This window comes from Enterococcus sp. 9D6_DIV0238, assembly GCF_002174455.2.
Lineage (GTDB): Bacteria > Bacillota > Bacilli > Lactobacillales > Enterococcaceae > Enterococcus_L > Enterococcus_L dunnyi.
Genome location: NZ_CP147246.1, coordinates 1,943,188 through 1,963,850 on the forward strand (window position 1 = coordinate 1,943,188; position 20,663 = coordinate 1,963,850).

Here is a 20,663-nt window from a genome sequence, read left to right on the forward strand (position 1 = left end):
TTCTCTACCCTCTCTAAGCATTCTTATTTTGTCTCTTCATAGCGTGCACTCGGCACAGGTTCTTTCGACATGTATTTATACAGCCAAACAAACATTGCGATAAAAATGATAAAGCCAACGATTGCGACAATATTCAAATTCGCCGCTTCTGCGAATAAAATTCTAAATTCAGGCCCTTCGATCGATGACCACGTAATGCTGCCGCCTTTTAAATCGACTGCTCCAGTTTTTTTCGCTAAACCGGTCAATACAGGTGCTAAATAAGTGGCGCCGTATAAATAAAGTGGTGTATAGATCAGACCTAATGTGATCATTCGATACAAATTACCGCCCGTCAAAAGCAAACCACCTACAGCAATCGAGTAGTTGATGATCCCTGCTAAAGGCAATACTTGATTGCCAGGTAAAATCATGGCATAACCAATGAATACAGGAACTAAGATGATAGCTGTCACCCAAATCTCTGAACGTCCAGCTAATACCGGCCAGTCTAAACCAATGTACACTTCACGATCTTTAAACCGTTTCTTCATCATTTCAGACATCGCATCTGCTAATGGTGATAAAGACTGCATGAACATTTTACTGATCATCGGGAACAACGCCATAGCTGTAGCAATTTGGATCCCTAGATTCAATGAACCTGACAGTCCGTACGCAGCACCAAATCCAAGTAATACCCCGATGATAAAGCCCATCACGCTATTTTCAGAAAAAATCCCGATTTTAGCTTTTAGTGCCGTTGTGTCTGCTTTTTTATTGAAGAATGGGATCTTATCCATCACAATATTCACTGGCAGCATCAACACTGCGGAAATATTCATTAAGTGCGTTACCGTAACTAATGGGATCCCTGTTAAATCTTGAATGTGACGTTGGAACATATCGCCCATTTTCAGCTCTAAAACAACTTGAATAATTGCTGCTGCAAACCCAGCAATTAACGAACCACTGATAAAATAGACTAGATATGCGGTCAAAGCTTTCCCCCAAACATTCCACATATCGACGTTCAAAGTTTTCGTCCAGTTCAATAAAAGCATGATGAAGTTGACACCTAACACTACAGCGAAAAAGACAAACGCATAAGACCAAGACCATGTGATACTCGCCGCACCTGTCCAACCTAAATCAAGTGCCGGCAAGTTGATTCCTGTATTTTTGGCCATCGCTTCTGACGCTGGACTTACCGCATCAGACATAAAGCCGATGACCATGCTCATCCCTGTGAACGCCACACCTAATGTAATAGCTGACATAAATGCTTTTTTCAACGGCATCCGAGCAATCAGTCCGATGATCAAAATAATCAATGGGACAAAAATCGCTGATCCAAGATTCAATATATAATCAATCACAGATTGAAAAATTTCCATCTCCTCTACCTACCTATCTTTTTATTTTTTTGGTATGATTACTACATAGTTTTATTTTAGATGGAGAGATGAAGTGTAACTTTTTTCTCCCTATCTATATGCGTTCAGGTTGTGACGAACCTGAACGCGTTTTTTTATTTCCTCGTGTCGTTGACAATTCCTTCATAGATTTCATCTACGCCTATTCCTGTTAAAAACGGTACGCCTGCATATACAGAAATTCCTAGTTTTTCCGCTGCTTGAAGCACTTCATCATCTGGCTTTGCAATGTAAACATAAATACTTGCACTTGGTAATTCCTGTAAGATCGATTTATAATCTACTGCTTCCACAGGATAATCGATATTGTCAGCTTCCAGTTTACTTTTGATTTTCTCTGCAACCGTCGTACTTGTCGCTACTCCACTACCGCATGCTACAATCAATTTTCTAGCCATTTTTTACTTCCTCCCATTGTTTCATAAATAAATTGAATACATCGTTTTCCTTCGTTGCTTGCTTTAATTCAGAGACAAATTCATAATTTTGAAATAAGAGCATCAATTCCTGCAGTAAGCCAACCTGTTTTGTAGGTTCTTTGATTCCTAAGAAAAATAAATCTTTCACCTCCATTTCCTGATTATCCCCCATTTGTTTGACCTTGATCGGCTTTGTCGTTCTAACAATATATATGAAAGGCCTTTCAATATATTCTGTGTCCGAGTGCGGCAATGCGATATTAAGGTGTTCAGTGATCAGACCTGTCGGAAACCCTTTTTCCCGAGTCTTAATACCTGATAAATACCCTTCATTCACATAGCCTTTCTGTTGTAAACGTTCTGCAATGATTTCAAACAACTCGTCTTCATCCCGTACGGTCAATTGTAAATCGATCAAGTCTTGTTGAAACATCCTCTTCGTTTCCATAACTTTCCTCCTTCTCATGATTAACAAAAATATTTTTACTTTGTAAACTTTTTATGTTCAACTTTGTAAAATTATGTTAAACTTTGTTTATACAAAAAGAATACAACTTGTATAAAGGTTTGTCAACGCTTTCTTTTGATTGTTTTTTGTTCATTTTACGTTTAAAATGTAATAGATAAACATTTCCGAACAAAAAGGAGCATATATTATGTTAAAAAGAGAGCGCCATGCGCATATTTTAGAATTACTGGAAGAAAACACCTTTATGACTGTTTCTGATATTGCTGAAAAACTCGCTGTGTCAGAAATGACGATACGCAGAGATATCAATGAGTTGAGCGACTCTAATCAGTTGGTTCGTCTATACGGCGGTGCACAAAAAATCGATCGCAAAGACAAAGAACTGGCAACTCATGAGAAAATCAATCTACATATCGAACAAAAAGAGTATATCGGTAAAATCATGAATTCTTTGATCCAAGATCATCAGGTCGTTTTTCTAGGTGCAGGGACAACTATCTTATATGCGTTGCCATTCATCAAAAAACAACATTTAATGATTGTTACGAATAGTCTGTTGGCATTCAATTATGTCATCGAGCATACAGATTATCGAATTCTTTTAACAGGGGGAGATTTTACACCGATCACAGAGGAATTTATCGGAGAACATGCAGAACAAACATTTGATACGATCAACATCGATATCGCTTTTGCTGCAACGAATGGCATCTACAACAATAATGTAACAACATCGAATTACTTAGAAGGTGGCGTCCAGCGGGCAGCATTCAAAAATGCAAAGAAAAAAGTTGTCGTTGCCGATAGTACAAAATTCAATGTCAGCGATGTGTATACATTTTATAAGCTTTCTGACCTTGATTATGTGATCACTGACGACCAAATCGATGAACAAACATTTAATTTTTATCAATCTTATGGCAAATTGTTGAACAAAAAAAGGTAGCTCGGGTTTGTGTTCTTCTTTCAAAAGCCCAGCTGACCTGGAAGTTGAAGGGAGAACAACAAATGATTTTAACAGTGACACTCAATCCATCACTTGACTCAATTTATTTCACAGATACGTTTATTTTAGGAGAGATGAACCGTTGCGGTAATCCTGTCAAAGTAGTTGGGGGAAAGGGCATCAATGCCGGCAGGACAGCAGCCATTTTAGGGGCAGAGGTGACTGCTATAGGTGTTTTAGCAGGAATCAATGGTGAATTCATCCGCTCTTGTCTTGAACAAGAACCGTTTTTCGCTACACATTTTTTCCCGATCGCAGGGGAATCACGTAATGCCGTTACAATAATGGATCAAGAAAACAATCAAACAGAAATCGTGGAACTAGGACCAGAAATCTCAGAGGAAACAAGTCAACAAGTTTTGGACTTAGTGATCACATTTATAAAAAAACAAAAAAAAGAACCGATCATCGCTTTTTGCGGATCAGCCAATACTAAAAATGAACATCTTTATGAACATTATTTACAACAACTAAACACTGATACAAAGATTTTGGCAGATATTTCAGGAAAGCAGCTGCAAAACGTACTTAATGGTTCCGCTAAACCTTATTTTATCAAGCCAAACATTCATGAATTCGGTGACTTATTAGGTGTTACCTTAAAAAATAAGCAAGACATTTTTTCTTACCTTGATCATTCTCTATTAAAAGATGTCCCATTTATCCTTGTTTCTTGTGGTCGTGAAGGGGCTGTAGCAAAATTTCATGAGCGGCTTTTTAACATCCAAATACCAAAAATCGAGACGATCAATCCTACAGGCTCTGGTGATGCTACAGTCGGTGGTATTGCGTTCGCTTTAGATCAAGGCTTATCTATTGAAGAAACATTAAAATACGGTATGGCTTGCGGTATGAGCAATGCATTAGAGCAAGCTGTAGGTTATGTCACCAAAGAAAATGTCACGCGGCTAAAAAACAAGATCGTTTTACATGAAATCCAGCGTAACTAGACTACGAAATAAGCTGATATTCACAATTATGCGAATATCAGCTTATTTTTGAGATCAAACATTTTCACTCGATCTTCATTATTGTTTCAACACGTCCATAAACTTTTTTTCTGCTTTCCGTCTTGAGTAAAATTCTCTGGGTCAAGCCAAGATTCCAGCCTTCTTTTAACTTCAGGCCATTCACTATCAATGATGGAAAACCAAGCCGTATCTCTATTTCTTCCTTTGTAGATCAATGCTTGACGAAAAACACCTTCAAAAACAAAGCCCAATCGTAAAGCCGATTTTTTAGATGGCTCATTCAGTGAATCACATTTCCATTCATAGCGTCGATAACCTAGCTCGCCTATTGCGTAGCTTGCAGCAAGGTATTGTGCTTCTGTTGCAATACGCGTCTTTTTTAATCGATCTGAATAAATCACAAAACCGACCTCGATCGTCCCTTGTTCTGGACTGATTCGCATCAACGCTAGTGTACCAAGTGCTTTTTGAGTCATTTTGTCAATGATTGCATAGTGCAATGGATCCTTAGATCGACTGACAGTCTCTAAATATGCAGAAAAATCAGCTGGATCTTCAAATTTGTCTAACGGCAAATACGTCCAATTTTCAGTAGCACTTTTAGGTCCATACACTTCATATAGATCTTCAAAATGTTTTTCTGGAGTAATACGCTCCAAATAGCAGTATCTCCCCTCAAGTATTTTCTTTATCGGCATTTCTCTAGTCACCCAGCCATGCACCAGGTTTCCAATAGGTTGATCATAGTGATTTTTCATTCAAATTCCTCCTTTGTTCTATTCTCTGGAAAAAAGTAACTCACATTTTCCTATTAAATCCCTAATTTTTCCTATTTTTTGCAAAAACTGCTTATAATCTTCCAAAACTAGATTATTATGTTTCAAGATTTATGATATGATAAATATAAGTGGTACCATTGGCTCGAAACTTATTTTCAAATGTAAAAAAAGATAAATAATTGGTAAATAAAACAAAGACAGTTTAAAAAAAAGCTAAACTAAAGAGGTGAGGCCCTTTTGAAAATTGCATTGTGTGATGATGATCCTATCGAAATCGGAAAAGTAGAAACCTATTTAAACCAAAATCGGCTCCTAAATTATGAGTTTGATTTTTTCAGCAGCGGAACTAAGCTACTGAAACATCTCGAAAGCATGGATGTAAAATACAGCATTTACTTTATTACGATCGAGATGGCAGAGATGAGCGGTATCGAACTTGCTCAGCAAATACGGCAGCTGGATTTACACGCTCTTATAATTTTTATTTCAAATGATACCATACATATGCCTGAAGTGTTCAAAGTTCAAACATTTGACTACTTACTTAAACCGATATGCAAAGAGCAGTTAGCAATAACGATGGATCGCGCAAAGGACTATCTAAATAAACAAAATACCTACTTTGATTTTTCATTCGGCAGAAAAACGATTTTTCTAACATTGAATGAAATCATATATATATCTAAAAGCGGTCGTATCGCTTATATCCACACAGCCGACAAGGTTTATAAAACATATCTAACCATGTCAGAAATTTCAGAAAAACTCAACGCCGATACATTTGTCCGAACCCATGGCAGCTATGTCATCAATTTAAACTATATCGTTGAAATCGTAAAAAATGAAGCCTTTATCAAACATTATAAAGACGGTGTTCTACAAAACACAAAGCTTTCTGTGCCCATCAGTAGAAAATTTAAAGATGAGTTAAAAATAAAATACTCACATTTTTCAAGAACCCCATAATCCATCCTCCTAATTATTACTTACCGTTACGACTAAAATTCAATTATATAGATATAAAAACCCTAAAGCTCTGATAAAAAAACTTTATCAGAGCTATTTATTACATCAAAATTACCTTTTATTACATTTAGCTTTTTTCTAATTTTATTTATGATAAAATTGTCAAAGATAGGTGTCTTTAAAAGAGATACTTACGAGTAAATAAATTGGAGGAATGAAAAATGGCAGGCGATAGAATTAAATTATCCCCACAAGAACTAAGAACTTCTGCAACAAAATATACAGACGGTTCTAACCAAGTAAATGACATTTTACAAAAATTACAATCAGAACAAGATACAATCCAAGGAAACTGGGAAGGTTCAGGTTTTGACAGCTTCAATGATCAATTTACTGCATTAAAACCAAAAGTAAGTGAATTCGCTGAGTTGTTGGAACAAATCAACAAGCAATTGAACGAAGTTGCTCAAATCATGGAAGAAACAGACCAAAATATCTCTTCAGCTATCGGAAGAGGTTTATAAGAAACACATACTGAGGAATAGGGAGGGCACTTGCTCCTCGCTGTTCCTCTTTTATTTAGGAGAATGAGAGATGAACAGTAAAAAACTTTATTACATTTTGAAATCTGTTTGGATGGTTGTCATACTGCTGATTATGCTGATTTTTATGAATCGCGATTTTACCGATATTTCTGCAAAAAAAGACGAAGAAGAAGATACACGCTTAAACATTGCACTTGTAAATGAAGATGCTGGTGTCAATCGAAATAACATAGACTACAATCTGGGAGCAGATTATGTTAAGAAAATCGAAAAAGATGTTACTTATAACTGGTTTACTGTTAGCCGGGGAATCGCAGAAAATGGTCTAAAAAACGGCACTTATAATCTACTCGTAACGATTCCGAGCAATTTTTCAAGTAAATTATTGGAACTAGACAGTCCATCACCAGAAAAAGTACAAGTCAACTATAAGATCAACGCAAATGGTAATGCCACACTAGAAAATGAATCAAGAAGTGTTGGGAGAAAAATCGTGAACGACTTGAATCAGCAACTAGTGGATCTTTACGTGGTCAGTATTTTAGATAACTTATTTACCGCACAGCAGAACATCGAAAAAGTATATAAAAATCAAACAGATTCTGTCAATGATTTTCAAAATATTTTATATCAGCCAACGTTGAATTTTAAAGATTATTTACCTGCGATCACTTCGCAATCACAAAGTGCCTTACAAGCAAACGATTTGCTGACAACAGCATTGATCGATGCTATGAAAAATCCTGAAACACTTCTTGATGGTCATCAAGAATTTTCAACCTTGCTAGAACAATTAATGAAACAGCGTGCAGAAGGAAAGCTGACATATGAAGATTTTGTTTCGATCTTAACAAGTATGGATGATAACCTTTTAAGCTCTGAAACGAATGCGATGTACAGCATGCTTGAAAGTCTGAATCAATCCCTACAGGAGGATTTTGTTGCATCAGATAACGGCAACGGACGCTATATCCAGCAAATGAATGAGCTTAATGAACAGCTTTTAGCCTCTAAAGAAAATGTAGAAAAACAGATCACAGAATTGGAAGGCATCGAAGATAAATACTTCGATACTTATAGTGAAGAGTTCTTTAAACAATTTAGGATATATGATCCTACCGAAGCATCTAAAGTAACCTTTGGACAAGTATTATCCAAAATGGATTATGATAGCTCACAGCTTTCAAATGTTGCCAACTTTAATGCAACCTACTTGAAAAAAATGCAAGACCGTCTCGATAGTTTACCTTTTAAACAAGATACACGGGATATCAATGAATTTAACCAAGTTTTCCTATACGGCTACTTGCCATATACTGACGGACCTGCAATCGAAGATATTCGATCAAGTATCTACGGTAATTATGGAATGCTGGAAAATATAGACAAGATCAATCAAAAGATTCAAACAATAAATAATCAATATCCAGATAATCCTGCAATTGCAGAATTAGAATGGAAAGTCGATAGTGAAACGATCAGTAACAGCCGATATCATCAAGATTTAAAATCAACTTACGAACGTTTGGTTGCAGCAAGAGAAGACGCCTTAAGTAAAGAACAGCGATTTGTGATCAATACTGAAAATTATAGAACGGAAGGCAGTATTACTTTTGGTGAGATTCCATCGACGATCACCCTTTTCAATAATAACCAAGTGATTAGTTCAGGAACTGTCTTACCTATCACAAGTACATCGATGCGTTTCACCTATACATTTACATCTGACTTTGACGAAACTGCTGGCGCTCCAGTAATCCCGATCACAGTCAAAAAAGTCATTCCTGCAGATCCAGTTGTAAAAACAGAAACTACTCGTTCACTACCTTCTGTGGCTGTAATCACTGGCTCTGCTGAAGGCTTAACGACCGAAGAGACAACAACAGAAGAAAGCTCTATGGAAGAAACAACACAGTCTACCGAAAAAGAAACTGAGAAAATAACAGAACAAGAGTCAGCGCCTCAAATTGAAACCTACACCGCCCGTGCTGCAGCTGGAGAATATACCGTAACTTGGGAGCAACCAATTGATCTATCTGCATTTTTAACGGAAAGATATCAATATGCAAATAGAAAATATTCCGAACAGTTAGGTAAAACAATTGAATTGTATGATACTGTCAACGCTGAATTACGAGAATTCGATAAATACCCATTTGATATCTTCAACAACTTACTTGATCTAAATATGACCGATATGTTTAAACAAGTATTGAATGGGACTTTTGCTACTGGACACTACAAAGATCAGCACGAAAAACTGAATTCTTTGAAACTTCAGGCTGCAGACATCGATCGACAATCAGAGAAAATCGGTGAGAAGCTGCAAGATATCCAAGCAAGCACAATGTCGTTGAATGAAAATGTCCAATCACAAATCAGTAATATCGAAGGGTTAAGAAAAACAATGTCAGAAGCAAATGAAGGACAAACAAAAGTGGCGTCTGACAACATAGAAACAGATACAGAGATTTCAGCTGTTGAGTCAATGCTATCTTCTGTTAAATCACAAGCAGAATTGGTTAAAGCAGCGTCTGAAATGAACGTCAAAGAAGCCGAAGGCGTAAAATCTGTCTTTACATCCTTCGATCAGGAAGTGAACAATGCTCAGAAAAATGGAGAAGAGCTATCTTCAAATGCAGATGTGATCATGGCGAATTTGAATGAAGAGCTGGCAAACAACAATGATTTTGTTTCGGCCTTTATCAAGGTCTTGAGCAATGCGCAAAAAGACGGTGTTCCAAACAATACGTTGCTGCAGTTTATCGCAAACCCAGTCAACGGAAAAGCAGAAGCAACGATCAAAACCACTGAAGTAAATGAACCATTCACTTGGATCTTGATCATGTATACCTTGAGTCTATTTATTGCTTATCTATTTGCGACACAGCCTGTGATCAGAAAGGTCAAAGACAAATTCAAGCGGGAACAGCTATGGTTCAAAGATAACATTATGGAAACCATTGTTCTTAGTGCAAGTGCAGTTGGCATTGGCGTTGTGTTAGGAATCTTAAGTGTCAGTGAATTAGGCATCGTGAAAGAATCTCAAATCGTTTGGGTCATGATGGTCGTCTTATTCATGCTGATTTTCTCACTGCTCAACCATTATGCACTAAAACAATTCCATATCGCTGGTTTTGCCTTCAGCTTATTCTTATTCATTAGTTACGTATTCGTGACGAATGCGATCGGAAAAACGAAAGGCAATAATCCAATGGTCGATATGATTCGTTCTATCAACCCACTATCGATCGGAGAAAACAACTTAGCAGATATCTTAGCGAATAATGCACTGAATGTTGTACAGATCATTTTATATCTATTAGCGATTGCAGCTCTTGCGGCATTCAATATTTTTATTTGGAAACCAAGAAGGAAACTAAAGGAAGTGGCGAAAAAATGAAGAAATTGACGATCTTACTTTTACTTGTAATCGGCCTCTTTTCATTTACTAGCACCTCTTACGCAAAAGAAACCTTACTAGATAATAACTTAGATTTAAAAACTGATCGCTTGAATCAAGATCAGATCGACAACGGGAAAGCGCAAAGCTTTATCGCTGAAGATCGACTTTTTGACAGCGAAATGATCGACAAAGTAGCAAATGCAAAAAAAGTCGAGGAAAAACAACGACAGGAAGATGAAGCACAATTCTTCTTGACCAAAGTACCGAAAACCAAAGAATACGATCACACCCAGCTATTTGCAGGTAATGATGTCGATTATGCAGCGGCGAAAAAAGAAGAAACTGTTGAGGCAGTTTCTTCCGGCGCTAAGCTGCTTCCTTTGGTTTTAGGCTTATTATTAGTCACTGTCGTGACATTAGTGTTGTATCACAGTAGAAAAAGAGGTCAGCAAAATGGCAGATAATCAAGAACATATCAATATCACCCTTTTATACCAACAAGACAAAGACAAAACAGTAGATCTACGTATTCCGAACAATATCACAGTCTACCGTTTTATCCGTGAATTGAACCAAATATTCAACAAAGAAAAAGACATTAAAAAATACCAGATCAAAGTCTTGAATAAAGGACTTTTACTAGATGAAGAAAAGAAGTTAAAAGATTATCCGATTACAAACGGAGACATAATTGAAGTGTTGGGAGAGTAAATGATGGAAACGATGAAAGACTTAGAACTAATTATCGAAAAGCAAACATACACATTCAAGAAAACAGCAGAAAACTGGACACTTACCTTAAGAAAGTCTGAAGTTCAGGTCAATGAAGAAAAAGACTTAGCCTTATTGAAAGTCGCACATCCCCTATTGATGGACACTGCAATCCAATGGGAAGAAGATGCTGTTACCTTTACTTATGAACTGCCAAAAGAACATTTGACCTTCGCTGAACTGAAAGCCGCAACCAAAGAAGAAAAACTGCGTGCAATGGCGAACATGGCAGCGATCGAGCAATTATTAGATTTACCTCTGACGTTCTTTATCCACCCAGAGAATATTTTATTCGATTACAACCTTTTACCTAAAGTCGCTTACCGTGGCTTAGCTGGAAAAATGCCGCCGAAAGTTACTGATCATGCCCTACTATTGAGACAATACAAAAGCTTGATCATCGCCCTGTTTGAAAAAAATCAGGACTTCTCAAAGCTTTACGAAGGACAATTAGAAATCAAAAAAGGCTCTGAGTTTATCCAAACGATCATCAAAAAAGAAAGCTTCGAAGAAATCAGACAATACCTAGTGGAAAATTATGATCACACCGTAGAACGGATGAAAAAGACGACTAAAAAAGTCAGCAAAGCGAAATTCCAAGTCATGAAACAATTATCGATCTGGATGACTGTTTTAGCGGTTGTTTTAGTGATCCCTTTAGCTTACCTGCTCTTTTTCCGTCTTCCTTTCTTAGATCGCATGCAAAACACAGATACAGCTTTCTTGAAAAATGACTATGAAGCAGTGATCACAACATTAGATCCTGTGAAAACAGCCAGCATCCCTTTTACACAAAAATATGAATTAGCCTACAGTTTCGTACAAGGAGAACCATTACAAGAACAACAGAAAAAAGTGATCTTAAACAATGTAACCTTACGTTCAGATGAAACCTATTTAGATTACTGGATCGAAAACGGCCGCGGAAATCTTGACGAAGCCTTAGATGTAGCGAAAAACTTAGAAGATTCTGATTTGATCCTTTACGGTATCACGCAAAAAATCGAGCAAGTGAGAAAAGACACGAAAATGTCCGGAACAGAAAAAGAAGAAACCATCAGTAAACTGGAAGACGACTACAAAAAATACAAAGAAAAACGTGATGAAAGTGTGAACGCTGCAGAAGCTGAACAAACACAAGGATCAACGGCGCAGGAGGGTAACTAGATGCAAAAGATACAAGCCATCCTCTACCTTCACGGCTATCGTTACCAATTGATTTTGGACGAAGAAAAAGCCCAAACGATCGGTCCAGATAACCAAGCCGCTTTACACGTACCCGTATTGTCAGAAACTGATATGTTAACGATTGAAAAGAAAGATGATTGGGTGTTGACGACTCAAGGTCAGGAACACGTTTTGCCATTGAGTACACCTGTGACCTTCTCATTATCAGACGAACAGCCAGTCACTGTGATTTTGACACCAGTGACTAAATTACACATTTTTGACTTACTGGATAAAAAAGAATTGATCCTAAGTACAGATAAAGGCGCAACATTAGAATTAGCGAATGATCATCTGACGCATCCTTTATCTGCTATCTTGAAAAAGCAGGAAGATCAGTGGCTCTTGACTGTTTTATCCGGCGAATTAATGATCAACAATCGATTATTCACCAGAACAGAGTATTTACTAGAAAAAGGCGATGAAATTTCTTTCCTTCATCATACACTGAAATTCTTTACGCATGAGATTCATGCCACAGAAGGCACGATCATCAAATCTGATCTATGCGAAATCTACACGTCTCGTTACGATGTTTATGAGGACTATCCTGATTTCCACCGTTCGCCGCGGATCATTTATCGTGAGCCGGAAGAAAAAATCATGATCAATGCACCAAGTGATCCCAAAGATGCACCAAAGGATCAACTGATCAAAACCATTTTACCGCCAGTTGTGATGCTGATCGTAACAGTAGCGATGGCCTTCTTCCGTCCAAACGGATTATTCGTCTTAGCCAGTGCAGCAACGACCTTGATTACGATCATCTTTTCGATCACTAACTATTTCAAGAGCCGCAAAGAGCACAAGCAAAGCCTGATCGATCGTGAAATCAGCTATAAAAAATATTTGATCGACAAGTCTGTTGAACTGCACCAGATCAACCAAGAGCAAAAACAAGGGCAACTGTATCATTATCCAAGTGTTTCTGAACTATTGGATATGACGAAAACGTACAGCCCGCGTATCTATGAAAAAACACCGCTGCACTTTGATTTTCTTTTCTACCGTTTAGGCTTAGGAAATGTGCAATCATCCAGCGAAATTTCGTATTCAAACAAAGAACGCGGAAAAGAAACGGATGATCTAGAAAAAAGCGGCTACGAGTTATACACGAAAAGCTTAGAGCTAACAGATATGCCTGTTCTAGCCAATCTAACACATGGCCCTGTCGGCTATATTGGACCAAGAAGCTTAGTGTTAGAGCAATTACATTTACTAGTCAACCAACTATCTGTGTTTCATAGTTACCATGATCTACAGTTCATCTCGATCTTCCCCGAAGCGGAAAAAGCGCAATGGGAATGGATGCGCTGGTTGCCTCACGCGAAAATGCAGGACGTGAATGTCCGCGGCTTTGTGTATAACCAACGTAGTCGAGATCAAGTGTTGAATAGTTTAAATCAAATCTTAAAAAACCGTAAAAACTCAATGGAAGAAAACCGTAATAGTCGGGATAGTACCATCTTCTCCCCTCACTATGTGGTCATGATCACCGATGAAAAATTGATTTTAGATCACGTTATCATGGAATTCTTCAATGAAGATCCAAGCGAGCTCGGCTGTAGTGTGATTTTTGTGGAAGATGTGATGAGCAGCTTATCCGATAATATCAAAACCGTTATCGATATCCGTGACCGTAATACCGGAGTCCTGTTACTGGAAGAAGGTCAATTGAAGAATACGCCGTTCCAGCTGGATCACTTCCCTGCCGACTTTGATAAAGAACAATTGCCTAGATTATTGGCACCATTGAATCACTTACAAAATCTGAAATCAAGTATTCCAGAATCCGTCACCTTCCTAGAGATGTACGGCATCGAAACTTTTGATGAATTTAACGTGATCCAACGTTGGGCAGAACACTCTCCGCATAAAACCTTGGCAGTGCCGCTTGGTTTACGTGGAAAAGACGATATCGTTTATCTGAACCTCCATGAAAAAGCTCACGGTCCTCATGGTCTTGTCGCTGGGACCACGGGTTCTGGTAAATCAGAGATCGTACAAAGTTATATCTTGAGTTTAGCGGTGAACTTCCACCCGTATGACGTCGCGTTCCTACTGATCGACTACAAAGGTGGAGGAATGGCGAACCTATTCCGGAATCTGCCGCACTTATTAGGCAGTATCACCAACTTGGACGGCGCTCAAAGTATGCGTGCCTTGATTTCCATCAATGCCGAGCTAAAACGCCGCCAGCGTCTTTTCTCTGAGAATAACGTCAACCATATCAATCAGTACCAAAAATTATACAAAAACGGCGATGTAGACGAACCAATGCCTCACCTCTTCCTGATTTCGGATGAGTTCGCCGAGTTAAAAGCAGAACAGCCAGAGTTTATGAAAGAACTCGTTTCCACTGCTCGTATCGGGCGTTCTCTAGGAATCCACTTGATCCTAGCAACACAAAAACCAAGTGGTGTCGTCAATGACCAAATCTGGAGTAACTCGAAATTCAAGCTTGCCTTGAAAGTGGCGGATCGTGCCGATTCGATGGAAATGTTGAAAACACCAGATGCCGCAGAAATCACCCAAGCCGGCCGTGCATATCTACAAGTCGGAAACAATGAAATTTATGAGCTGTTCCAAAGTGCATGGAGTGGTGCAGATTATCAACCAGACAAAGATGAACAACAGATCGAAGATCATACGATTTACCTTGTGAACGATCTCGGTCAGTATGAAATTTTAAGTGAAGATTTAAGTGGGTTAGAAAATGCGGATGATGTGAAACAGATTCCGACCGAATTAGATGCGATCATCGACGGAATCCATGAAGTGGCAGAACGTGAAAATATCACCCCTCTTCCTCGTCCTTGGTTACCACCATTGGAAGAACGGATCATTGCGACGGCTTTACATCCTGTGGACTTTAAAGAAGCATGGCAGACAGAGAAACAGCCGCTTGAACCAGTACTTGGCGTTGTCGATGTCCCGAGTATGCAGGCGCAGGAAACCTTACGCTTGAATATGACCCAAGAAGGTCATATGACGGTCTTTAGTAGTCCTGGGTATGGAAAGAGTACGTTTATGCAGACGGTGGTCATGGACTTGGCGCGTGTGCATAATCCGGAAAGGCTAAATGTGTACTTGCTTGATTTCGGAACAAACGGATTACTTCCATTGAAGAAATTACCGCATGTCGCCGATACGATGAGTATCGATGAAGAAGAGAAAATCGAGAAATTTGCCCGTCGGATCAATGATGAATTGAAACGCCGGAAGAAATTGCTGAGTGAGTATTCTGTCGCTAGTTTGGAAATGTATGAACGTGCAAGTGGTAAGGAAGAACCGATCATTCTTATCTTGTTAGATGGATTTGAAGGCATGAAAGGTGCGAAGTTTGAGGAGATTCTTGAAAAAGTCATTACTCAAGTTGCCCGTGAAGGTGCTGGGATTGGGATTCACCTACTTCTTTCTGCTGGTCGCCAAAATTCAATGCGCATGACCCTTTCAAGTAATATCAAGACACAAATCGTGTTGAAGATGATTGATGATTCTGAGCCTAGAGCGATCGTTGGACGGACGACCTTAACGATCGATGACTTGCCTGGACGTGGGTTGATCAAATTGGAAGAACCTGAGTTGTTCCAAACTGCTCTTCCAGCTGAGGGTGAAGATACACTTCAAATAATTGAAGCGATCCAAGAAGAAGTGGCGCAGATGGATGAACATTGGACTGGGGCAAGACCAGAACCGATTCCGATGGTACCGGAAGTCTTGTATTTTGAAGAGTTTAGACAAAGAAAACAAGTTCAAGAATTACTAGAACACAAACAAATTCCACTCGGTTTAGAATTTGAAGCTGTTGAACCTGTTGCAAAATCTATCCCTAGCTTGAATCAATTAGCTGTTTTTGCACCTAAACCAGAACGTTTACTTTATTGCTTAACAAGTATTCAGAACTTTATTGTTGATTCTGGTCATTATCAATACGCTATTTTTGATGACCAAGAAGAAAACTTTGCTAATTATCGTGGCGGAGCAACTCATTATAGCTCAAATCATTCAGAGTATCCTGAAATCTTCCAAAAACTTATTGAACTTATGGAGGATCGAGAAGACGATTTTGAAGATATGAAAGAAGATGGTGAAGTTGCCAATATGAAGGAATATTTAACAAAAATCACCCCATTCATTTTAGTAATGCCAAATATTCCTTATGTGCTAACAGATATGCCTAGAGAAATGGAAGTAGCATTTGTAAAATTATTGCAAGATGGACCTAAAATGGGAATCTATCTTCTATTCGGTTCATTATTTAATGGAATTTCAGGATATGATGATGCTAGTAAATTACTAAAAACAATTAATAAAGGAATTGTTCTAGGAAAAGTGGCTGATCAAAACTTATTAAAAGCATCTAACTTAGGTTATCGCGAACCACAACTTGATGATACAGAAGGATACTTTGTAGAAAATGATTTCGCTGAAAAAATAAAAGTATCATTGGGAAGATAAAGAAACGAAAGGAGTAACTGTATGTATTGGTTTGTAACAAGAGAAAGTGAAAGAAAAGCTAATCAATATGAACATTTATGTGACAAGCTAGAAAAGAGAATCCGTGACCATGATAAGCATATGAAAAATGCCAAAGAGATTTTCTCTGCTTACAAAGGAACTGTCTCAAACTTTTCTAACTCTAAGATCCCCTCTAATCACTTTGATCCTAAGAGAGAAGAACTAACTGAAAAATTAAGTAAGTATATTAGTCAGGAAGAGGCAAAAAGTGTTAGTCTCACAACCGCAAAAAATCAAGCAGAAACACGAAAAAATTATTATATCAATAAAGTAAATCAAGAAATAGAACAAGAACGTATAGCTAGAGAAGCAAAAATACGGGAAGCAAAAGAAAAGGCTGAAAAGGCTAAGAAAGAAAGGGAGCGTGCTTAATCAATGGGATTATCAAAATTAGATATCACTGAAAGCGAAGTAAATACTGCTATAAGCTCTGCTACGACCTTAACCCGTTTACTAGGAGATTCTAATGCCAAAGCAAAAAGCTTATTAAGTAAAGTTCAAGGCTCCAATTGGGATGGTGAAGCAAAAGATTCTTTTGTAGCTTACCTAAGTATTGTCCAAAAATATCACTCTGACATGCACAAAGCGAGTAAAAAACAAACTGAAGCTTTGAAAAAAATTCCAACAGGGATTTCTGGCTATGAGAGTCATGCAGAAGTATCGAAGGTGAAAAGCTTATGATGACAGAAGTAAAAGGAACAAGAAATGATGTATTTCACTTATACGAATTATACTTGATGGCTGAAGCTACAGGAAATGATACTATCTTTGGATTACCAGACAAAAGTGTACATGCAATCACTGACCCACATTATTTAGACACAGCCAAAGAAGCTATACAAGAAAAAGGGATTTTAAACGAAGAAGGCCACATTTCTGATGGTGGCTTCTTCGCTATAAAAGCTATACAAGAATATGCAACTTCCAGAAAATATGTGCAAATAAACAACTTAATGATTGCCTTTAGCGAAAGTGAGCCGGATGAGCTCATTGTACTTACAGAAATTGAAAATCAATCGTATTACCAAATAAAAGTAATAGACAAAGTTCTTGTTTTAAAAGACTTATTCGATTCAGTAGCAATCGTCCAACGTGAGCCATTAGCCGATGAAAAAGAATTTACATTGAAAAAATTAAGAAATCGGGAAAGAAGATCTATTCTAGAAGAAGAAATTGAAGAAAATGTTCTTTCTCTTGCGGTTTTTGATACTGAAACAGTTCAAACAGATACTGAATTTGCACAATGGCTCTACTTCATGGAAGAAGATAAGCTTTGCACAGTGAACGTTGAAGAAGAAACCTATTATCGAGTAAGTCAATACTGGTTAATGAAGGAACTTTTTGATAGTTTAGAAATTCCTTATCCGCAAGAAACTGAAGAAAAATAAAAGAGGGATTGTTATGGCAGAAAAAATAGATATAGATATTAGTGAAATTGAAGATTTTGGCACAGATTTAATGGACATTCTTCAAACTATTGAGGAAGCCTGTAAAGAAGCACAAAAAATAGGAAATCTAAATTTTTATAAAGAAGGACAAGCCAAAAATGCGGTAAGCAAATTAAAAGATATTCCTCAAAAATATGCTTCTGTAGCTGAACATTATGGCCGCCTGTTACAAATAACAGCCTTGACTTGGCAACAAATGAGCGAAGCAGATAAAAACATTTCTAATGGGATACAAGCCGCTCAAAAATAAGTAAAAAAGAGGTGAAATGATGGCAGATGTAAAGTATACTCAAAGTAGTTGGGAAAAAATGGGGCGTGATTTAGGAAATTTAATTGGTTCAGGTTGGGGCAAAGGTGTCCATGAAGAACTAAAAGATGTTTCTAAAAATTTAGAAAAAGCAGAAGATAATATCTCAACTTATGATGAAGATGGTATTATCAGTTTTAGTCACACTGATCGTAGCAGTCAATATCAGGAAATTGGTGAAAAACTAAAAGTCTTAAAAGACTTCACAGGCAAAGTAAATAACATCTTAGCGAGTGAAATCGATGATCCCTTTTATGAAAAAATGGATGCCTATGTGGTGGCTGTAAGAGATTTAGACATCACAGAGTACTCTGTCTCTAATACATTAGGAATCAAAGAAACCAGAACTGCCTACGCAATGGGCACTAACATGACGTACGAAGTCAAAAAGGATAAAATAAACCTTGAAGACATTTTAAATGGCGATAATCCCGTTGGTAAAGCAATGGTTGATGAGTGGGAAAACTATTTAAAAAACAATCCGGGTGCAAAAGACCTATCTTACGCGGACTACCAAAAAGCTGCTCTTTACTCTGGGGCATTTGAGTATGAATCAATATCCGATGGACAGAAGAAAAAAGAATTTTGGTTCAATATGGCTGCTTTGGCAACGACAGTAATCGTTGGATTCGTTTTTCCACCAGCAGGTATGGTTTTAGGCGCCGCATTTGGTGGCTATGAAATGCTTAATGCCGCAGTTGGGAAGGATTTATTAAGTGGGCGTGAACTTGACACTGGTGAGCGTTTGTTCCGATTTGGCGCTGGAGCTCTAGGTGTGTTTGGTGGCGTGAGAGGTCTACGCTCATTTAGTAATAACATCAACATGGTAACTGGTTCATCATCTTCGAAAATGGAACATGTTGTTAAGATGATGCAGAATAGTGGTAGAAGTAATTACAAAAATATTATGACCCAAGCTAAGAATCTTCAAACTGCACAAGCACTTCTAAATGAGATGCCTGATCCTTATGCGGGAGTCAAAGAAGCGTCAGCTTATTTGAAAGAAAATAATGTCCCAAGAGAATTTAGAAAACAGGTTTTAGATTCCTTTAAGCCTGGAACTATAACATTAGAAACAGCAGGACCAGACACTTATGGGTTAAGATTCTATGGTGGAGGAGCTCAACCAAAAGGTCGTTATCTATTTGAAACATTTACTGATGCTATTAATAGAGAAAATTTAGCATTACCAGCAAATTGGAATTCAATGGAAGGCATTGCTCAATTCCAAGTAAAAGAAGGAACACAATTTATAGCTGGTACTGTAGGTCCACAGTTCGAAGAAGGAGCACGATTTATAGGGGGAGCAAAACAATGGTATATTCCGAATCTAGACAATTTAGTGCAGATCAAGTAAGACTAAAAAATGAAGGCAAGAGGTTGTTAAATGAATTAGACCAAAGACTTAATATATCTGATGCCGTTCAGAAAAAACAATTAGAACTAATTTACTCAGAAATTAGCTCAATGATTAATTCTATCGAAAATCAAGAAACTAAAAAAATTATAGCTTCTTATCCTCACTTCATAGCAGATACTTGGGATTATTCAGATGAGTTAGGAATTAGATTATTGAATTTTAAAGATACGTACAATAAATTAATGAGAAAAAGGACTTAACTATGACTGAATCAGAAAATAAGAATATCTTGAAGTATATGGAATTAATCAAATCAGAGCAAGCTACTTTAGAAATTAAAAAAAAATTTTTTGAAGAACTAAAAAAAACAAATCTATACTGTGCTATTTTTGAAAATACTTCTAGGGGAAATAGTTCAAAAATTAGTTTTCTTCAAATAAAAAATGAAAAAAATGAAATATTTTTACCACTTTTTACAACAATAGACTTATTAACCTTATTCAGTAAAGACAATAATGTTCATCCAACACCTATATCTTTTGAACAATGGTGCAACCTATATGCGAAATTAGAATGCACTGGGATAGCTATAAACCCAGACCAACAGAACATTCTTCTGAACGCAGACTTGATAGAAAAATTAAACTCTTCAAACAATAACGAGGTAATAATTGGAGAACCAAAAGAATACCCATCAAAAATGGTAAACTCATTAATAAAATACTTTAAAAATGTAGAATCAATTAACGAAGTATACATTTTCCAACAAGTTAAACGTACAGAAAAAAGCCTTTTATTAGTTATTAAAGCGGAAAACTATAATGATAAACTTTTTCAATCAATAGGAAATGAAGCCAGTAAACACATAAAAAAAGACGAATTGTTAGATTTAATATCATGGAATAGTGAGTTTAGTAAAAAAATAACTAAGAATAAAACACCTTTTTATAAAAAATAAAGACTAGTTAAGTAAATGTATATATTATATATAAATAGTCCGATAAGTTACATTATAACAAATGTAGCCTATCGGACTATTTATTACTTTTCTAA

At 37.2% G+C, this 20,663-nt stretch carries 20 protein-coding genes; 16 read left to right on the top strand and 4 right to left on the bottom strand.

What is annotated here, in order from left to right:
- Positions 1-23: 23 nt before the first annotated feature.
- The 3 genes from A5889_RS09090 to A5889_RS09100 all read right to left on the bottom strand — a co-directional run bounded on the left by A5889_RS09090 (position 24) and on the right by A5889_RS09100 (position 2,282).
- Positions 24-1,376: a PTS galactitol transporter subunit IIC gene (locus A5889_RS09090; protein ID WP_087641593.1), complete on the bottom strand. Its 1,353-nt coding sequence runs from the start codon at positions 1,374-1,376 to the stop codon at positions 24-26.
- A 134-nt stretch (positions 1,377-1,510) separates the two neighbouring features.
- Positions 1,511-1,813 (bottom strand): PTS sugar transporter subunit IIB, encoded by a 303-nt coding sequence (locus tag A5889_RS09095; RefSeq protein WP_087641594.1) that lies wholly within the window; start codon positions 1,811-1,813, stop codon positions 1,511-1,513.
- A complete protein-coding gene (locus tag A5889_RS09100) occupies positions 1,806-2,282 on the bottom strand; it encodes a PTS sugar transporter subunit IIA (protein WP_087641595.1) in 477 nt (158 codons plus the stop codon). The genes A5889_RS09095 and A5889_RS09100 overlap by 8 nt, the downstream gene beginning before the upstream one ends.
- 208 nt (positions 2,283-2,490) lie before the next feature.
- Here A5889_RS09100 and A5889_RS09105 point away from each other — a divergent pair, with 208 nt between their 5' ends.
- Together A5889_RS09105 and A5889_RS09110 are read left to right on the top strand one after the other, a co-directional pair.
- Positions 2,491-3,249: a DeoR/GlpR family DNA-binding transcription regulator gene (locus A5889_RS09105; protein ID WP_087641596.1), complete on the top strand. Its 759-nt coding sequence runs from the start codon at positions 2,491-2,493 to the stop codon at positions 3,247-3,249.
- Positions 3,250-3,311: 62 nt separating this feature from the next.
- Positions 3,312-4,259, top strand: a complete 948-nt coding sequence (locus A5889_RS09110; protein ID WP_087641597.1) for a 1-phosphofructokinase family hexose kinase — start codon at positions 3,312-3,314, stop codon at positions 4,257-4,259.
- A gap of 86 nt (positions 4,260-4,345) precedes the next feature.
- On the opposite strand, the gene A5889_RS09115 is transcribed toward A5889_RS09110, so the two are convergent.
- The gene (locus A5889_RS09115; protein ID WP_087641598.1) at positions 4,346-5,038 is read right to left on the bottom strand and encodes a GNAT family N-acetyltransferase; all 693 of its coding nucleotides are present in this window, start codon (positions 5,036-5,038) and stop codon (positions 4,346-4,348) included.
- Between the two features lie 258 nt (positions 5,039-5,296).
- Between A5889_RS09115 and A5889_RS09120 the strand changes: the two genes are divergently transcribed.
- The 14 genes from A5889_RS09120 (at position 5,297) to A5889_RS09185 (ending at position 20,568) form a co-directional block, all read left to right on the top strand.
- Entirely contained in the window at positions 5,297-6,025 is a 729-nt protein-coding gene (locus A5889_RS09120) for a LytR/AlgR family response regulator transcription factor (RefSeq protein ID WP_087641599.1), read from the top strand.
- Positions 6,026-6,246: 221 nt separating this feature from the next.
- Positions 6,247-6,549, top strand: a complete 303-nt coding sequence (locus tag A5889_RS09125; RefSeq protein ID WP_087641600.1) for a WXG100 family type VII secretion target — start codon at positions 6,247-6,249, stop codon at positions 6,547-6,549.
- 70 nt (positions 6,550-6,619) lie between these two features.
- Positions 6,620-9,973, top strand: coding sequence for a type VII secretion protein EsaA (gene esaA, locus A5889_RS09130; RefSeq protein ID WP_087641601.1), 3,354 nt, complete (start codon positions 6,620-6,622; stop codon positions 9,971-9,973).
- A complete protein-coding gene (gene essA / locus A5889_RS09135) occupies positions 9,970-10,440 on the top strand; it encodes a type VII secretion protein EssA (protein WP_087641602.1) in 471 nt (156 codons plus the stop codon). Before esaA ends, essA begins: the two co-directional genes overlap by 4 nt.
- Positions 10,430-10,687, top strand: a complete 258-nt coding sequence (locus tag A5889_RS09140) for an EsaB/YukD family protein (RefSeq protein ID WP_087641603.1) — start codon at positions 10,430-10,432, stop codon at positions 10,685-10,687. Before essA ends, A5889_RS09140 begins: the two co-directional genes overlap by 11 nt.
- Before the next feature lie 3 nt (positions 10,688-10,690).
- The gene (gene essB, locus A5889_RS09145; RefSeq protein WP_176372864.1) at positions 10,691-11,914 is read left to right on the top strand and encodes a type VII secretion protein EssB; all 1,224 of its coding nucleotides are present in this window, start codon (positions 10,691-10,693) and stop codon (positions 11,912-11,914) included.
- Entirely contained in the window at positions 11,915-16,435 is a 4,521-nt protein-coding gene (gene essC / locus A5889_RS09150) for a type VII secretion protein EssC (RefSeq protein WP_087641605.1), read from the top strand.
- Between the two features lie 21 nt (positions 16,436-16,456).
- On the top strand, positions 16,457-16,867 hold the full coding sequence (locus A5889_RS09155) for a hypothetical protein (protein ID WP_087641606.1): 411 nt from the start codon (positions 16,457-16,459) through the stop codon (positions 16,865-16,867).
- 3 nt (positions 16,868-16,870) lie between these two features.
- Positions 16,871-17,176, top strand: a complete 306-nt coding sequence (locus A5889_RS09160) for a hypothetical protein (protein WP_087641607.1) — start codon at positions 16,871-16,873, stop codon at positions 17,174-17,176.
- Positions 17,176-17,883, top strand: coding sequence for a DUF5081 family protein (locus tag A5889_RS09165; protein WP_176372865.1), 708 nt, complete (start codon positions 17,176-17,178; stop codon positions 17,881-17,883). The genes A5889_RS09160 and A5889_RS09165 overlap by 1 nt, the downstream gene beginning before the upstream one ends.
- 13 nt (positions 17,884-17,896) lie before the next feature.
- The gene (locus A5889_RS09170) at positions 17,897-18,193 is read left to right on the top strand and encodes a hypothetical protein (protein ID WP_087641609.1); all 297 of its coding nucleotides are present in this window, start codon (positions 17,897-17,899) and stop codon (positions 18,191-18,193) included.
- A gap of 19 nt (positions 18,194-18,212) precedes the next feature.
- Positions 18,213-19,607, top strand: coding sequence for a pre-toxin TG domain-containing protein (locus tag A5889_RS09175; protein WP_207114617.1), 1,395 nt, complete (start codon positions 18,213-18,215; stop codon positions 19,605-19,607).
- A complete protein-coding gene (locus A5889_RS09180) occupies positions 19,565-19,870 on the top strand; it encodes a hypothetical protein (protein ID WP_087641610.1) in 306 nt (101 codons plus the stop codon). Before A5889_RS09175 ends, A5889_RS09180 begins: the two co-directional genes overlap by 43 nt.
- Before the next feature lie 2 nt (positions 19,871-19,872).
- On the top strand, positions 19,873-20,568 hold the full coding sequence (locus tag A5889_RS09185) for an enhanced serine sensitivity protein SseB (protein WP_207114616.1): 696 nt from the start codon (positions 19,873-19,875) through the stop codon (positions 20,566-20,568).
- The last annotated feature ends 95 nt before the right edge of the window (positions 20,569-20,663 follow it).

What these genes read in the sequence shown, in the direction of transcription:
- A5889_RS09090 (WP_087641593.1), bottom strand. Translation starts at nt 1,376, where the DNA reads ATGGAAATTTTTCAATCTGTGATTGATTATATATTGAATCTTGGATCA.
- A5889_RS09095 (WP_087641594.1), bottom strand. Translation starts at nt 1,813, where the DNA reads ATGGCTAGAAAATTGATTGTAGCATGCGGTAGTGGAGTAGCGACAAGT.
- A5889_RS09100 (WP_087641595.1), bottom strand. Translation starts at nt 2,282, where the DNA reads ATGGAAACGAAGAGGATGTTTCAACAAGACTTGATCGATTTACAATTG.
- A5889_RS09105 (WP_087641596.1), top strand. Translation starts at nt 2,491, where the DNA reads ATGTTAAAAAGAGAGCGCCATGCGCATATTTTAGAATTACTGGAAGAA.
- A5889_RS09110 (WP_087641597.1), top strand. Translation starts at nt 3,312, where the DNA reads ATGATTTTAACAGTGACACTCAATCCATCACTTGACTCAATTTATTTC.
- A5889_RS09115 (WP_087641598.1), bottom strand. Translation starts at nt 5,038, where the DNA reads ATGAAAAATCACTATGATCAACCTATTGGAAACCTGGTGCATGGCTGG.
- A5889_RS09125 (WP_087641600.1), top strand. Translation starts at nt 6,247, where the DNA reads ATGGCAGGCGATAGAATTAAATTATCCCCACAAGAACTAAGAACTTCT.
- esaA (WP_087641601.1), top strand. Translation starts at nt 6,620, where the DNA reads ATGAACAGTAAAAAACTTTATTACATTTTGAAATCTGTTTGGATGGTT.
- essA (WP_087641602.1), top strand. Translation starts at nt 9,970, where the DNA reads ATGAAGAAATTGACGATCTTACTTTTACTTGTAATCGGCCTCTTTTCA.
- A5889_RS09140 (WP_087641603.1), top strand. Translation starts at nt 10,430, where the DNA reads ATGGCAGATAATCAAGAACATATCAATATCACCCTTTTATACCAACAA.
- essB (WP_176372864.1), top strand. Translation starts at nt 10,691, where the DNA reads ATGGAAACGATGAAAGACTTAGAACTAATTATCGAAAAGCAAACATAC.
- essC (WP_087641605.1), top strand. Translation starts at nt 11,915, where the DNA reads ATGCAAAAGATACAAGCCATCCTCTACCTTCACGGCTATCGTTACCAA.
- A5889_RS09155 (WP_087641606.1), top strand. Translation starts at nt 16,457, where the DNA reads ATGTATTGGTTTGTAACAAGAGAAAGTGAAAGAAAAGCTAATCAATAT.
- A5889_RS09160 (WP_087641607.1), top strand. Translation starts at nt 16,871, where the DNA reads ATGGGATTATCAAAATTAGATATCACTGAAAGCGAAGTAAATACTGCT.
- A5889_RS09165 (WP_176372865.1), top strand. Translation starts at nt 17,176, where the DNA reads ATGACAGAAGTAAAAGGAACAAGAAATGATGTATTTCACTTATACGAA.
- A5889_RS09170 (WP_087641609.1), top strand. Translation starts at nt 17,897, where the DNA reads ATGGCAGAAAAAATAGATATAGATATTAGTGAAATTGAAGATTTTGGC.
- A5889_RS09175 (WP_207114617.1), top strand. Translation starts at nt 18,213, where the DNA reads ATGGCAGATGTAAAGTATACTCAAAGTAGTTGGGAAAAAATGGGGCGT.
- A5889_RS09180 (WP_087641610.1), top strand. Translation starts at nt 19,565, where the DNA reads ATGGTATATTCCGAATCTAGACAATTTAGTGCAGATCAAGTAAGACTA.
- A5889_RS09185 (WP_207114616.1), top strand. Translation starts at nt 19,873, where the DNA reads ATGACTGAATCAGAAAATAAGAATATCTTGAAGTATATGGAATTAATC.